Raw genomic sequence first — 15,602 nt, 5'->3', positions numbered from 1 at the left:
AGCCAGTCCACTGCCGAAAAAAAGGTGACGATGTGAAGAAAACACGGGCCTTTCTTCTCATTGCGCTCGTGGCGCTTGCCGGGTTCAGTGTATTTCATGTCCTCGCGCCGCATGAAGTGATGGCGCACGGGCGTCCAGACGTTCCGTTTGACGGCATGCATGGCGGCTTTGGCCATCACCGTCCGGAGTTTGGCATGGGGCCGCGCAGAGGCTGGATGATGATGGGCATGCTGATGAAGTTCATTCCCCTCTTGCTTGCGGGCACCGGAGCGGTGTGGCTCGCGGCGAAACCTTCAAAGCGCTGGATTGGGTGGACGCTTGTCGCCTTAGGAGTTGCCGCCATCTTTCCGAAATGGGTGTTGATTTTGCTGGCGCTCGCCCCGTTTTCCGCCGATGGAGCGCTGCGCGGCTTTGCCCGCATGGAAGAACGCGTCATCGCCTTAGAAGCCGAAGCGTCCGCCGCTCGGTTCGGAACGAACGCTGTGTTGTCCCCTGTGCCATTGGACGAAGAAGTCGAACGTGAATTCGCGAAGTGGAAAGACGCCCAAGCGAAAAACGCCTAATCTCCCCCTCCCCCTTTTTGACATAGATGGCCCCCTTGCCCGCCTGGCAAGGGGGATTGGTTTATTCAGTCACGATTTATGACACACAGAACTCGCTTCCCCACCGTTCAACACCAACACAGACTGCCGCACGGCCTGACACCCGTTTCTCCCATGCATAAGCAAAATGGTTTCCTTTGTTTTTCCATCGTGCTAAAATCATTAGGGGAACGAAATAATACAGGAGATGACCTTCTGTGAACTGGAAACGAAGCGTCCGCATCCTTTGGCTGTGCAATTTCATGGTGTCCGCCGGGATGACGATGGTGATTCCGTTTTTATCATTGCTTTTGTGGGAGATGGGAGTCACCGAACACCATGCGTTAAGCATCTGGACTGGCCTTGTCTTTTCTGCGACATTCTTATCGGCGGCCATCATGGCCCCGGTGTGGGGCGTGTTCGCCGACAAGTACGGCCAGCGCGCCAACCTGATCCGCGCAGGGGCGGGCATGGGGCTCATCACCGGCTGCATGGCGCTCGCCCATTCGCCGATGGCGCTGCTTGCCCTCCGATTCCTTGTCGGCTTTTTCTCCGGGTTCATCACCGTCTCGTTTTCGTACTTGGCGCGCGTTGTTCCGAAAGACCATAGCGGCGAAGCGCTCGGGACGCTGCAGACGGGAAGCATCGCCGGAAACATCATCGGGCCGCTCATCGGCGGCGCCTTATCCGATTGGTTCGGCTTCCGCCCGGTGTTTCTCGTGACTGGGCTTTGCATTTTGCTGACGCTCTTGCCCGTGATTTTTTGGCTGGAAAAAGACCCGGTCGCGCCGCAGACGAAAGAGAACCAAGCGAGCTTCAAGGAAGTGTTCGAACATCGGCCGCTCATCATCTTGTTTGTCGCTGCGTTTCTCGTGCAAATCGCCGTTCTTGGCGTCAACTCGATGATGACGATTTTTGTCCAATCGATCGTCGGCCATTCTAGCAATCTCGCATTTTTATCCGGCCTCGCCTCGTCGATCACCGGCATCGCGACAATGATCGGGGCGCCGTATTTAGGCAAGCTCGGCGACCGGATCGGGCAGGCGAAAATGCTGCCGATGCTGCTCGTCCTCTCCGGCCTGCTCGCCTTGCCGCAAGTGTGGACGGATCATATATACGAGCTGTACGTCTGGCGCTTTTTGCAAGGACTTGTCGTCGGCGGCGTATGGCCCGCTATTCAGGCGCTCATCAACGTGCAAAGCCCGCTCCGCATTCAAGGCCGGGTCTTTGGTGTTACGGCCAGCAGCCGCTTCCTCGGCAACCTCGCTGGCCCGACGACAGCGGGGGCCATCGCAGGATTCGCATCCATTTCCGAGATTTTCGCCTTATCAGGGCTGCTCCTCATCGCCACAGGGGCTTTGGTCGGATACACAGCCCACGACCGCGCATGGCACAGGGAAATGAAAGCAAAAATCGCTGCTTGGGCGCATCGCCTTCACATCCGGCACTGACAGCGCGCAAAGGCAATAAAACGGCCTGAGAGGAACCCCTTTCAGGCCAGTGTCTATCATCTCCCCATCCGCCGAAGCAACGAATACGGAATCGCTTCTCCAACACGCCCGTTCCGTCCGGTCGTCGTCTCCGCCGTCGTCAGTGAATTCCAAATCGCTTCTTCCGTCGCCTCGATCGCCGCCTGAAACAACTCATTCATAAGCAGCGCGTCATCGCGGACGAGCGGCGGGAACAGTTGAAGAGCATAATCAGAAAAATGAGGAATTGTATAAGCATTGGAAAACGCAATGACAATATCACCGCTCCCGTGATGAACGCGGCTTCCCGTCCGCGCCAACCCAACAGCCGCTCGCTTTGCCAGCCGCTTCAGCTGCCGCGCATCAAGCGGCGCATCCGTCGCGACGATCATCATAATCGACCCAGGCGGCATGTCCCGTTCATTAAACGATGGCAGCACATACGGCACAAACTGCAGCTCCTCGCGCCGCCCAAAGTTGCTCACCACCAGCGCCCCGACCGTATACATCCCGCCCGCGATCCGCGACGAACTGCCGACGCCCCCTTTCCAGCCAAAACACATCATCCCTGTTCCCGCGCCGACCACTCCCTCTTCCATCTCCACCCGCGCATTGGCAATCGCCTGTTTCGCATGCTCTTTCGTCACCGCCAGCGCCCGGGCCGTGTTCAAATAGCTGTCATTGCATTCACCGACGACAATGTTGATCGACCCTGTCGTATCGCCAATCTCCGGCGTTATCGCAAGCATATATTCAAGCGTCCCTTGCCAAACCTCCCCAACGCTGAACGTATTGGTCAACATCACCGGCGATTCGATCACCCCGAGCTCCTCCACTTGCACAAGCCCCGCCGTTTTCCCAAACCCGTTCAGCACAAAGCAAGCCGCTGGCACTTTCTCCAAAAACAAGTTGCCCTCATGCGGCAACACCGCTGTCACCCCGGTGCGGATCACCGTCCGTTCATCGATGTCCTCGCGAATCGTCACATGCCCGACCCGCACCCCGGGCACGTCCGTGATTTGATTCCGTTTTCCGGTCGGAAGCGACCCGATTGAAAATCCAAGAGAACGAAGTTTATGACGCATAAATCTCCCCCATCGCTTTTCTCCGCCTTCCCTTCCGACAGGCTACATGAACGTGAAACATAGCATTCACCGAAACCACGCTAGTAAGGAAGCAGATGGATTGCTCTTGTGTCAAGTATATCGTATTTTGCTGGGGGAATGCAGCTGCTGTTAGGTTATGTGTGTTTATTGCAAAATAAAAATATAACCCGTGGTGCTAGATGAAATCTGACAAGCATAAAAATAGCCCTTGCAGGCGGATCTCCTGTAGAATGAAAGTGCGACCCAACATTCGAAAGGAGAATCCCCCATGCAAGAGCACTTTCATTCTACTAAAGATCAAGCCAAACTGCAAAAAACAATATGCTGCCATTTTCTTTTTTGTCTCTGCCCAACTGTCATCGATTCAGATGCACCTGCAGCGCCGCAACCGCCATTTGGTCAAACAGGAAGACGCCGTGGTCATCGCCGTTCACCTTTTGAGGATGCTGCTGGGCTTTCGTCCGAACGGGCCTGGCATCGCTTTGTCACTGGAAATTTGTTCACAAACGGCTCGTTTCTTGAACGTTCCCGGTACAACCGCCGTTGTCGAGCGTTGCGCTTCGCCATCAAATGGATCCGTCATAGTGAGCAAAACGCGGCCAGCATCAGAGTCAGTCAAGACTTTGTGGAGAACTTTTTTCGGTTCACTACGGTAGTTGTAAATCACTAGTTAGCGAACCATTTTCAGGAATTAATATCGTAAGCGCTTTCGGACTCTCATCCCTCATCTTGAGGCGATGATACGGTATTCCATTTTTTTACACCCAACCACCATCCCGGAGCGCCGACAACGCTTGATGGATCGGCGTCCCGGATGACCGCTGCAGACACGGTAGATTCTGACGCACCACATCCGCCCACAACCGTCCTGCCTTCCGTTTGGCCTGTTTGATCCGCTTGGACGTTGTTGAGGCCAAGGCGGCCGGCCGGGGCTCTTCCTGCTCCAACCGTCCCTTTCTCCACCCGATCCCGTCGATTCGCGCCGCCATCGCCCTAAGAAACGCCCGAAGGCCTTGGTCTTTCCAGCTGCGGCGGGATTTCACCCGGTGCGCAAACCGGCTCATCACGCTCTCCGCGTGGCCCATCGGACGCATGCCGGTCGTCTCCACCCCCTGCTCCGACAGCCACTCCCGATAGTCCCGGATGCATCCCGGCATCGACTCGATCCGGCGGATCATGGCAGCCAGCTGCTGTTCTTTCGCTTCGTCCTCCAACGTGCCGACCACGCTGTTCAGCTCCACGAGAAGCCCTTCTTCGTCTTGTTTCGCCAGCTTCTTCCGCACCTCCCGCCAACGCGGGTGGCCGGACAGACACTGACGCAGCTCCCGCGCCACATGAAATCGATCCAGCTGAAAGCACGCCCGCTTCCCAAAATACTCCCGGCAGGCCGTGATCCACGACGCCGCGTCGCCGTTGATGACCAACAGGTCTCGGCACGGATCATAGGCATATTCCTGCATCAGCCAATCCTCAAACCGTTCCCACACGTCCCCCGCCCCTTCATGGAGGCAGTGGCGCCGGTTCACGAGCTCAAGCTGCGACCCGTTTCGTCTCCATCCCTCGTGAACCGCCAAGATCTTCTCCTCTTTCGCCCGCTTCCCTTTCCCCTGGCGAGAAACAAACAGTCCATCCGCCTCCACAAACAGCACCCGGCCATGCCGTTTGGAAACAGGGCAGTGCAACGAGACAGGGGCCTCGAGCACCAACTGGCGAATGGCCTCGTGGCTCATGACCGCATACCCCACGATCGACTCGAGCGTGCGAGCCGCTTTGCGGCAGGAAGAGCACTCCACGGCCAACTCGACCGCCGTTTCCTCGAGGCAAGGGCTGATCGACTGCGCTCCATCAAAGCCTAGTTCGGCATCCAGCAAGAACGTATACGCCCCCGTTTGCCGATCATAGTCATAGTTCCGGCGGAAAGTCACTTCCCCAAACAGCGTTTGGATCGTGGTCGGCCGTTTGTCTTTCAGCTGATACCGGCGCTTGTCCCGCGCTTCCGCCAGTTGTTGATCGATCTCCTCCAAAAGGGCGGCCAACAAGACAGCGAACACCTTTTGGAGAGTTCTGACTCATTGCTCCTCCAGCTCTTTGAATAAAGGCCATTCTGTGGTAAGATGTTTCATGGACTCTCTCCCTCCTGTTTGATTGATGTTGGTCATCACCATCCTAGCAGGGAGAGAGTCCTTTTTGCATGACATTTGCTTTTTTCTACCGCGCTTCGCTTGGTGGCTCCGACGAACGTCGCGAACAAAAGTTCGCAACCTTCGTCGGGAAATCATCTCGAAATGTCACCCACAAATATTTTACTCACACACTTGACTTTTAAAGACAAACATGATAACAATGTTGCTCAAAGAGACGTAGGGTATTAAAAGGAAAAAATGCTGTTTTGATTTTCCCTATCATGATCGTCTTTATTTGTCAAGTACACTTTGTGGTGAAAAGCCACCATCACTTTTTCTGCTTCCTTCGTCTCCATTTGGTTCACCTCGTTCGTAGAAAGACGCGCTCGACCTTTCTCCTTTACTTTTTAAGATCATTCCTATACAATGAATATAGAAGCATAATCGATATCACAACCGCATATATTATAAAGTAGGCTACGGCATCGCACCATAGCCTACGAGCACAACCGTATAGACCGAGATGGTCGGTCACCAATGGGGAAAAGTAATCCACACGAGCTTGGCGGCAGGGTGGATTACTTTTTCATTTTTTCAATGAGGGTAACAATCAGCGTAACAAGCAGCACCATAAACGTCGCCGTTTGGAGGTCAAAGTTACCCTGTATGGTCACACCCCCTTTCAGAAGGGGATCTGACCAACCACCCTGCCTATACGATTGCGCTTATTTTCTATCATAACATACTCATATCCCACATTGGGAGGGGAAATAATCATGGCACAACACTCTATTTCATTGTCTAAAAGAAAAGACGGCCATAGCCGCACTAATGGCTTATATCCCCCTCCAACCTCCCGATAATCGCCTCTTGATACCCCGCCTTTTTGCGCCGCTTCATCTCTTCTTTCACCGGAAGCAAGTCCTTTGCCGAGATCGATGCGAGTTTGGCGAGCCGCTCAGGTGGAAGTTCGACCGCTGGGTTGGCAGCCAAATAATCGTCTAAGGAAAAGCGCCAGAGTGCGACGGCCGAGCCGTACCGTTCAAGCAATCGTTCGGCCATGGCCAATCCTTCCGGGTCAAAATCGCCCGAGTAAAGCAGCTGCGCGCCAGAGGCAGCGAGCAAATCCAGCAGTTTCATCGTCGCCAAGTTCATTTGTCCGTTTGTGCTCACAAGCGGGGCGCGGGTGTCAAGCAACGTGGAGAAAACACCAGCGTTTTCCACAATGTACACCGTCCCGCCCCGGGCAGGATAGGCGCGCGCAAGCGGCAGCACTTCCCGCAGCGGCACGTTCAGCGCCGCGTTTGTTTCCGCGGCGGCGGAAAGGACGCGATGCGGCCCGCCTTCCGTTTCTGCGAGGATGTTGGCGCACGTGACAAAGTTCAATATATCCTCACGGAGCAGCCCGACTGACTGCAACAATTCATTGACGCTCTCGACCGACGCCACATCCCACTTGCCCGGCACCGCCGCTTGCAAGGCGGTTAAAAGCAGCTTGCCTGGGAGTGTGGACAGATCAAACGCATGCGGATCGCCTGCGACTTGCTGGGCAAAGAGCGGGAGGCGCATGTACGAAGAGAGCGGCAGGCGGCGCAGGGCGGCGCTGACAAGGCGGACGGCGGCCTCAAGGCCGTTGCGGTCGTTTTCGTACGCCGCTTGGACGAAGCGCTGGCTGCGAACCGCCTCAACCCAATGATGCTCCTTCACAAGGCGCGCGAAAAACCGCTCCCTTTCTTCTTCCGCCGCTTGCCGCTGTTCTCTTTTTGACACGAGCCTCTCACCGAAATATTGTTCGAGCAATTCCACAAGCCCAATGCCTGCGAACCGCGTTTGTTCGAGCTGTTTTTCAAAATCAGAGAGGGAGACGCGCGAGACATCTTTGCCGAAAAAGGCAGCGATCGTCTCCCGCTCTTCATCGGAAAACGCCGCCAACGAAACCGTGCCGCCAACGCGGCCGAGCGACTCGTACTTGCGCTTCATCTCGACCAATAGGCGGTGGAACGCTGGCTCAGAGCGGAAAAAGGCGGATGCTTCCTTGGCTGTGCTCACGTCTCGATCATCTCCCATTCTTCGTCATCAGTGACGAGCTGTTTGACGCGCCCATTCCAACGATAATGAATGACGGTGACAAACGACGCATTGCGCGGGCGGACGAGCTCACAAATGGATAAAGCGGGCACGGTGTCGTAGTCGCCCCAGAGCGCCTGCGAGTTCATGATGTAGTTAAAGCCGAGCTGTTCGACAAGGCCGAATAGGTTGCGAATGTTGTTTTCATCGACGCCAGCGAACGCCTCGTCGAGCGAGATGATGTACGGCGCGTCATCGCCCGCTTCCTGGTAACGTGAATACGCTGCGGCGAAAAGCGGGATGTACATCGCCATCGCCTTTTCCCCACCGCTGAATTGGTAAAAGCGATGGTTCGTCAACTCGCGTTTCGGCTCGTTCGCTTTTTCGTAATAAAGGGTGAACGCAAACCATTTTCGATAGTCAAGCACTTCTTTTATGATTTGATGAAGCGTGTTGCCTTGGCCGCGCTCCTCAAGCAGTTCGCGGGCACGGGCGATTTTCGAGCGGAAGTGGTTCGTCACCCGTTGCAAATCTTCCTCTTTCAACAACCGCGGATCGATCCGCAACAGGCGGACCAGCTCCTTCGTGTCGAGCTCCGCTTCCGTTTCTGCCGTTTTCGGTTTCCATTGAATGGACAACACGAGTCCTGATGACGTATCAAGCCCGCCCATCAGCTTGTTCATATCGCTCACCCACCGCTCGGCGCGCTGGATGCGGCTGCGCAAAATGCGGCCGACCGATTTTAAAATGACGTCCTCATACAGCTCGCGGTCTTGTTCTTTCATATATTCGTGCTGCAAGACGATGTCGCGTTCCACTTCCGCCAACACCGCAAACGGCGTGGCGCGCTGGCCTTTGTAGTCGAGGAAAATGACGTGGCGCTCCTGTTTTTCCCGCCAGTCCGCCGCTTTCATCGCCATTTCGTCATCTGGCGCGGATGTGATCCATTCGCGATCTCCATCATCCGGCAGCCGCTCGAGCGTCGCCCGGTATTCGGTCAAGTTGGACGACTCTTGGAAAAAGACGGTGTTCAGTCGGGCGAGAAGCGAGGAGCGCGTCTCTCTCAGCACCGCCCCGTACCGCTGTTTCGCTTCTTTCGCCTGTTCCGGAAGCGGACGCGAGCGGTCTAGTTCCACCAACCCGAGCGCCGCTTCGCGGGCGAACGACTCTTCCCACATGGCGGCAAGCCTGCGGGCGAATGCTTCCCGTTTTTCTCCTTTTTCCAATTCTGTGCGGACGAACGCCAACTGCTGTTCCGTCCGCGCCCGTTCGTTGACAAGCCGCGGAATTTCGCCGCGCAACACAGCGAGCCGTTCCCGAATGCGGGCGATTTCCGCGCGAATGTCATCCGCTCCCATTTGCGCAAGCGTCCGTTCCATTTCCGAAATTCGCAAAGCCAGCCGTTCCTCTTCATCGAGCAGCCGATTTCGCTCTCCTTTGGCCTCATCGATCTCTTCAGTCAGCGCCGCCAGCCGCTCTTGTTGCTGGGTGATCATTGCTGCGATATGGCGTGCCTCGCGATAATAGACTTCCAGCTCGTGCAAGTGGCGGACGTACGATTTCATGGCCAACCGTGCTTGTTCGCAACCGTCTAAGGAAAACTCGACGTTCAACCCCGTTGACTGTTCGCGCAGCGTCTGTTTCAACTGTTGCCATTCGCGGGCCAAGCGGGCGGCTTTTTCTTCTTGCCGCTTCCAGTCTCGTTCTTTGCTTTCGGCTTGGCGGCGGGCTTCCTCGCGTTCCTCAAACGCCGTGCGCACATCGCGGTCGGATGGAAACGCGGCAAACCAGTCCGCAAGCGCGGCAATGGCGGCTTTGACTGATTCATGTTCCGTCCGCAAACGGTCGCGCTGGCGCCGCAACGCGGCGATTTCTTCTTCCAGCGCCGCGATTTTCTCCATCCGCCACCGTTCTCTCGCCGTGCGGCCGATAAACATCGCCTGCTCTCTCACTGGCGCGTGCCCACGCAACAGGCCGATCGCATAGCGACCCGCCTCATCGAGCGCCATGCCTCCTTCTTGTTCCGCATCGGTGATGACGATGCTTCGGAGAACGTCATCAATCCGCTCAGCAGACACAGGCGCGTCCGCATCGGGACGCAAATAGTCGGCGAGTGTATGCCCCATATGGACAGGGTTCGGAATGAGCACGCGGTCGCAAACCACATCGACATCGCGGTCCGCGATGAGCGCATCGAGCAGCCCGGCGTGCGAGAGCGCTGATTCGATCCGCTCGCGCACGTTCTCTGGCACATGGTCGACAAATTCAACGGCGGCATAGAACGGGACAAAGGCCACCCCTTGCCGCTTGAGTTCGGCGCGGGCGGCGGCGGTTTGCTCGTCACGCTCCGGCTCGGGGTCTCGTTCGTCTCGCCAATGGCGAAGTTCGGCTTCACGGTCGACCAGTTCGCTGTCCAGCAGACGGATCTCATGTTCCATCCGCCACTTTTCGTCGTTCTTCTTGCCGATGGCGGCGTAATACGCTTCAGCGAACGGGCGCTTGATGTCATCGATCGAATATCGCTCATAGATGGCGCTCACTTGCCGCAGAAACGCCTGCATATCCGCTTCCGAAACCTCGATTTCTTCCCTCTCGAGCCAGGCGAGCACCTGCTGTTCAAAGCGCGCTTTTTCTTGCTCGAGCAGTTCATCCCACTTTCGCTGCTGGTGGCGCCATTCGTCCACTTCCCGTTGCAATTCGCCCGCTTCTTTGCTCGCCTCCTCATAGTGCCCTTTCAAATCGTCATGACGGCGCCAAAGATGGGCCAGCTTCTCGAGCCGCTCGATATGGAGATCCGCTTCCCGCTTCCAAGCGGCGAACAGAAATTCCTGCTGCTTTCGGCGATGGCGGAGAAAATCGTCTTCGTTCACCTCATGGCTGGAGAACGCGCCTTCTTCGGCATCAGCGCGCAGCTGTTCGAGTTCATCCTCAAGAGCGCGTTCGATTTCATCGGCCCGTGCTTCCGCTTCATCGAGGCGGCGGCGGTGTTGCCGCCCAAGCCGTTCTTTTTCCTCGATCGCCCGTTCGTGCCGCTCCCGCCGTTCTTGCAGACGCTTCCGCTCGGCTTTCAGCTCTTCGCACTTGTCTGCTTGCTGGAACACCTCATGGCCAGCCAAGTCGATTTCGCGCGCCCGCAACACGTCTTCTTCACGGCGAAGGCTCGTGATGTTCTCGTCAAGCTCGGCAAGCCCCTTCTGCGCCTGCTCCTCTTCGCTTCGGCGGCGGTGCTGCTCGGCGGCAAGCTGTTCGGCTTGTTTCGCTGCTTTCTCGTATTCCATCGCTTTTTCTGCAATCATATATTCATTGTACTGGCGGTATTGGTCGCACAAACGCTTCAACGACCGTTCGTCGCGCTCGAGCTGCTCGAGTTGCTGTTTCGCTTGATCCATGTTTTCGATCGTCTCGGACAAATGGCGAAGTTCATCATCGGTCAACGGAGGCAGCGAGCTTTCCAAAATTTCATAGATGACTGTCGGCTTAAAGTCTTTTGACAGCTTCGGACTGCGCAGTTGAATGAGCAACTCGATCAATTCTTGAAACGCCTCAAGCGATTCAAAGCGAAACACATGTTTATTGACGAGCTCCATATAGTCTTTTTGCGTCTCGACGACCGTTCCGCCCACGCCAAGCATTGCGGCCAACTCACGTTTCGTCAACGGAATTTTCTCTCCAGTTTTCTCCTTTTTATATAGGGTGATATCATGCCCGATGCGGCGGTTGTCGAAAATGACAAACCCCCAGAAGTCGAGGCTTTTTTGCCGCTTCGCGCGCAAGCCGATGCCGGTTGTGACGTACTGGTCGGATTCTTTTCGCTTATATTCCAAAAACAAATACCCCGTCCGTTCATCGCGGTCCACGACGTCTTTTTCTCCAAGCAAGTAGTCTTCCATCCGCCGCGCTCGCGAGCCGAACGGATCAAGCCGATCGGGCGTCTTTTTGCCGTCCAAAAGCACGGGGATCAAGCTTTGCATCGTCACCGACTTGCCCGCCCCGTTGCTTCCGCGAAGCAGCAGCTTCCCGTCAGCAAAATGAAAGTACTGCTCATCGTAATACCAAAAATTAATCAATCCGGCGCGATGGAGCACCCACGGATTGGCCATCATCTTCCCCCTCTTTCGCGTCAAAATCATCCGGATACCGCCCGCAAAGCCGCCCGAGGAGCGGATAGAGGACGATCGTTCCGGTGTCGTGTTCCACATCAGCCATGCGCCATTCTTTCAACGCCGAAAGCACCTCGCGGACAAGCTCAGCGGACGACATGTCGCGGTGCGTTTTCCCCCACCCAGCCCCATAGCGGCGGCGGCAATCGGCAAGCCAAGCGGAAAACTGCTCTGGCGTCAACCGGATGCGGCCGTACTCATCAGGTGGAAACAACTCCAACCGCTCGCGCACCAAAGCGGCAAAATGAAGAATGATCTCCGACGTCCCTTTCTGGTCGGGAAATACGTTGTACGGCGCCTGCCGCTCCGGCAATGTCAGCATCGCGGCGTTTTTATACAGCTCGTAATGAAACGGCGTATGCGCTTCGATATCGTCGCGCAATCGATGGCGAAAGTTGCGCAAGTAGTAAAAATCTTGCTCGTCTCCCTCCGTCCGATACACCGCCGGGGATAAAAACAGCTTTCGATACAGGCGATGGCGCCGATAGTCTTGCGGCGCCGCTTTCCATTCCTCAGCGAGCAATTCGTCGATCGATTCATATTGCAGCAAATCTTTCGGATATGTGCGCATAAAATAACGGGCGAGCACCGGCACCTCGTACAGCGCCTCTTCCTCTACATGATGGGCGAACGCCTCAATCTCCCCGTCCATTCGGCGGATGAGCCCGATTTGTTCGGCCGTTTTCAACACACGAATGAGCGCGCGCCGGTGCGAGTAGTTCGTCCAATCGAGCGGCACGTCGCCCGGATACATGGTGTGGATTTCCTCGCATACGTCAGAAAGCAAAAACTTTTCTTCCACCGCTTTGCCTTCCAAATACGCCATCAAGCAGCAAAACAATGCATAATCAAGCGGCTCTTGAAACGTTTCGATTCCCATCCACGGCTCGGGATCAGCGGGGATCTTCTCCAGTTTGGCGAAATAGCGGTGGACGATGAGCCGATAGCCGAACTTTTCCTCAACGTATCGCTTGAGCACATGTTCACGCTCGCGGACGAGCTGGTACAGCTCCGGCTCTTTGTCACGAACGATCCAAAACTGTTCAAACAGCGCGGCGAGCGCTTCTTTCGCTTTGTCGTCAAACGCGGTCTCCACGCTCATTCCCCTCCCGAAAGCAAGCGAATTTCATAGTTGGGCATCACGAGTTCCCCGTCTTCCGCACGAAGGCAGATCGTGCCTTCACGTGGAATGACGTTCACTTTCCAACCGTTTTCCGTCTTCACCGTTTGCCCCTCGCGCCCCATCGCCTTGGCGATCCAGCTAAGCAACGTTTTCCGCACATATGGGGTCACCACTGGAAGCTCGGCGAGCACGATTTTTCCATCGGTCACAAGCTGCTTCAGCTCCGCTTCCTCGCGTGCTTTTTCTTCCAAATAGCGAAGGCGCGCTTCTTCTTTTTCCCGTTCTTTCTCTTCAATCGCCTGCGGCTTTTTCTTTTCCCCATAATGGCGGACGCGCGGTTTTGTCACCCATTCGGCTGGCGGCTCGTCCCATACGTCGCGGTATATATTGTCGGTCGCCCCCGTATCGGCGACAAGATGTTTCGTATGGAAACAGCCGAACACAACCGCCGACAGGCAATGCGCCTCTTCGATCCAAGAAAGCCGCGAGAACCAGCGCGCCAAATGCAAGTAGTCGCCCTTGCGGCTGCGAAAATGATGATGCCGCTCGCCAAGCCGCTGCACGACACGCGTCAGGCGGCGAATCGCCTCGTTCGTCTGATATTGCAAAAACGAAAGCTCGCTCTCGCGTCCGTCACGGCCTAAAAACCACTCGCGCAGACTTCGCCACGTCTCCCGCTTCTCCTCGATGAGTTCGGCACGCGACGGCAATGCATCGGCAAAACGCGGGATGGAGCGCTCATAGTCGACAACATGCTCGATGAATCGGCCGACCCCGTCTTCCGGCAGGTCTTCGAGCAATTGTTCAATTTGCATCGACGTTTTTTGCAAGGCGACGATAAAATCGCGCAAATAGGCGGTAAACTGCTCCTTATAGACGAGAAACGACTCTGAAGTCATTCGCTCTTCCAAGTTTTCGCTATGCAAATAGGCGATATAGTCGGCTGAGTTTTGAATGATTTTCTTGAAATAATCGAACGTCTCTTCCCATACTTGATGCATTTCGTCCGATTTTTCTTGAAAATCAGAAGCGATGATCGTTTCGATGCGGGAAAGGGAGGCATACAAGCGGTCAAACCGCGTTTTCTCCAGCGACCCCCCAAACGAATCCCCAAGCTGCTCGAGCGTGCGGATCATCCGTTCGATTTCAACCGTATACGGGCTGCACTGATAGCGAAACCGCTTTTTCTTAAACTCTTCTATCATCCGCACATGAGAGGTCTCTTGGCGGGCGATCAAGTTGTTCCATTTGACAAGCTGGTCGAGGTCTTGTTGCAGCTCCTCCTCGGTGTAATCGGCAAATTCCTCGTGTTGCTTTAAAAAGGCGTACACTTCTTCTGGGAACAAATATTGGCGCATCCGCTCGTGCTGAATGTAGAAATAGCGCAAAATCGCCCGGTATCGGTGCGCGTTTTCGGTCGATAAATATTTTGTTTCGACAATGGGCTTCAACCATGAGGCATCCATCTCCGTCCACCTTCGCTTCTGTTTTTTTCCTATGTCTATTGTAACGATTCATCCCGCTCTTGTTCTAGCCAAAACCATTTTCCTATTTTTTCTCGCCATCGGTGCGCGTTTTTTGTAAAATAGAGGCGAAAAGGAGGTGAAACGAATGGAGGCGTTGCTAAGAGAAATTTTGCATGAAGTGAAAGCGACGCGCGCGGCGGTCGAGTCGCTCGAGCAGCGAGTTGGCGCCTTGGAGGGGCAAGTGGCCAATCTCAATGAACGAACGGGCGCTCTTGAAGTGCAAATGGCCAACCTTAATGAACGAACGGGCGCCCTTGAAGTGCAAGTGGCCAACCTTAATGAACGAACGGGCGCTCTCGAAGCGCAAATGGCCCAGCTCAATGAGCGAACGAGCACCCTTGAGCACCAAGTCACTCAGCTGAACGAGCGGACAAGCAACCTTGAGCACCAAGTCGCCCAGCTGAATGAGCGCATGGGCTCTGTTGAACACCAAGTCGTCCAATTGAACGAGCGTATGGGCACCGTGGAACATCAAGCCGCCCAATTGAATGAGCGCATGGGCACTGTCGAACATCAAGTCACCCAGTTGAATGAGCGCATGGGCACTGTCGAACATCAAGTCACCCAGTTGAATGAGCGCATGGGCACCGTGGAACATCAAGCCGCCCAATTGAATGAGCGCATGGGCACTGTCGAACATCAAGTCACCCAGTTGAATGAGCGCATGGGCACTGTCGAACATCAAGTCACCCAATTGAATGAGCGCATGGACTCTGTTGAACGTCAAGTCGCTCAGTTGAACGAGCAGACAAACACCCTTGAACAACGAATCGACCTGCTTTATGAGCGCACGAACGAAACGAAGGTGATTGCGGAAGCGCTCCGCCACGGACAAGAAGTGTTGGCCGCAAAATACGAGGCGATGGCCCACGATCTTCACCATATGAAAGGCGACCTTACCCATATCACATCCATCTTGGAAGAAAAAGCGCTGCCTGCCCTCGCCGAACATGAAGCGGGATTGCATGTTTTAAACGCCCGCGTCTTCAAAACGGAAAGCGCCCTTCATCGCCTTGTTCATGCGTAACGCGTCCCCCACAGAGAAATGTTCAACACCTATTCCCTTTTCACTAGGCAGCCGCAGGCTGCCGTTTTTTATGCGAAGCCCACGGAACCACTGGCCTTATCATAAACGTTGAATGACACAACCACGCCTCTCGTCGTTAATGGCGCTCATGGAGAAAGAAAAAACACCTGTTCGAACATCTCGAATTCGGAGTATTCGGGAGGATTCGAAAGCATTCCGGAGCATTTTTCAGCATCGGAAAGGAGAGAGCGTTCATCGCCGTGAGAGAAAGCGACAGGCAATGATATCGACCGATACCAAATTTTCCAGATGTACCCAAATTACGGTATCCTTTGTTTGCGACGCTTTTTCATCCCCTTCGCGTCCTTTTGCCGCCTTTTCTTTTTTCATCCCCCCTTATAACACTAACGGAAAAAGGAG

9 protein-coding genes and 2 pseudogenes are annotated in these 15,602 nt (G+C 55.2%); 4 read left to right on the top strand and 7 right to left on the bottom strand.

Translation table 11 applies throughout. From position 1 onward, the window contains the following. The first annotated feature begins 32 nt into the window (after nt 1-32). Nucleotides 33-563 (top strand): PspA/IM30 family protein, encoded by a 531-nt coding sequence (locus tag BJQ97_RS02030; protein WP_160155311.1) that lies wholly within the window; start codon nt 33-35, stop codon nt 561-563. A gap of 236 nt (nt 564-799) precedes the next feature. Beyond that, nucleotides 800-2,032, top strand: coding sequence for an MFS transporter (locus tag BJQ97_RS02025; protein WP_160155310.1), 1,233 nt, complete (start codon nt 800-802; stop codon nt 2,030-2,032). A gap of 56 nt (nt 2,033-2,088) precedes the next feature. Here the strand turns inward: BJQ97_RS02025 and BJQ97_RS02020 are convergent, their stop codons facing one another. Continuing rightward, the gene (locus BJQ97_RS02020) at nt 2,089-3,135 is read right to left on the bottom strand and encodes a DmpA family aminopeptidase (protein ID WP_160155309.1); all 1,047 of its coding nucleotides are present in this window, start codon (nt 3,133-3,135) and stop codon (nt 2,089-2,091) included. Nucleotides 3,136-3,424: 289 nt separating this feature from the next. Between BJQ97_RS02020 and BJQ97_RS02015 the strand changes: the two are divergent. After that, nucleotides 3,425-3,768, top strand: a pseudogene (locus BJQ97_RS02015) (IS982 family transposase); the annotation flags it as partial. A gap of 146 nt (nt 3,769-3,914) precedes the next feature. On the opposite strand, the pseudogene BJQ97_RS02010 reads toward BJQ97_RS02015, so the two are convergent. The 5 genes and pseudogenes from BJQ97_RS02010 to BJQ97_RS01990 form a co-directional block, all read right to left on the bottom strand. After that, nucleotides 3,915-5,279 (bottom strand): annotated as a pseudogene (locus BJQ97_RS02010) (ISLre2 family transposase). Between the two features lie 828 nt (nt 5,280-6,107). Beyond that, the gene (locus tag BJQ97_RS02005) at nt 6,108-7,328 is read right to left on the bottom strand and encodes a TIGR02679 family protein (RefSeq protein ID WP_160155308.1); all 1,221 of its coding nucleotides are present in this window, start codon (nt 7,326-7,328) and stop codon (nt 6,108-6,110) included. Continuing rightward, on the bottom strand, nt 7,325-11,446 hold the full coding sequence (locus tag BJQ97_RS02000) for a TIGR02680 family protein (RefSeq protein ID WP_160155307.1): 4,122 nt from the start codon (nt 11,444-11,446) through the stop codon (nt 7,325-7,327). The genes BJQ97_RS02005 and BJQ97_RS02000 overlap by 4 nt, the downstream gene beginning before the upstream one ends. Continuing rightward, nucleotides 11,406-12,602 carry a TIGR02678 family protein gene (locus tag BJQ97_RS01995; protein WP_160155306.1) on the bottom strand — a complete coding sequence of 399 codons (1,197 nt, stop codon included), beginning with the start codon at nt 12,600-12,602 and terminating at the stop codon, nt 11,406-11,408. The genes BJQ97_RS02000 and BJQ97_RS01995 overlap by 41 nt, the downstream gene beginning before the upstream one ends. Nucleotides 12,603-12,604: 2 nt before the next feature. Next, nucleotides 12,605-14,095 (bottom strand): TIGR02677 family protein, encoded by a 1,491-nt coding sequence (locus BJQ97_RS01990; RefSeq protein ID WP_160155305.1) that lies wholly within the window; start codon nt 14,093-14,095, stop codon nt 12,605-12,607. 145 nt (nt 14,096-14,240) lie between these two features. Here BJQ97_RS01990 and BJQ97_RS01985 point away from each other — a divergent pair, with 145 nt between their 5' ends. Further along, nucleotides 14,241-15,182: a coiled-coil domain-containing protein gene (locus BJQ97_RS01985; RefSeq protein WP_160155304.1), complete on the top strand. Its 942-nt coding sequence runs from the start codon at nt 14,241-14,243 to the stop codon at nt 15,180-15,182. A 252-nt stretch (nt 15,183-15,434) separates the two neighbouring features. On the opposite strand, the gene BJQ97_RS01980 is transcribed toward BJQ97_RS01985, so the two are convergent. Beyond that, on the bottom strand, nt 15,435-15,572 hold the full coding sequence (locus BJQ97_RS01980; protein WP_160155303.1) for a hypothetical protein: 138 nt from the start codon (nt 15,570-15,572) through the stop codon (nt 15,435-15,437). Between the last annotated feature and the right edge of the window lie 30 nt (nt 15,573-15,602).

It is taken from the genome of Geobacillus sp. TFV-3 (assembly GCF_009901865.1).
Classification (GTDB): domain Bacteria; phylum Bacillota; class Bacilli; order Bacillales; family Anoxybacillaceae; genus Geobacillus; species Geobacillus thermoleovorans_A.
Note: the sequence above shows the minus strand (reverse complement) of the source record. Positions and strands in the feature narration are given on the sequence as shown.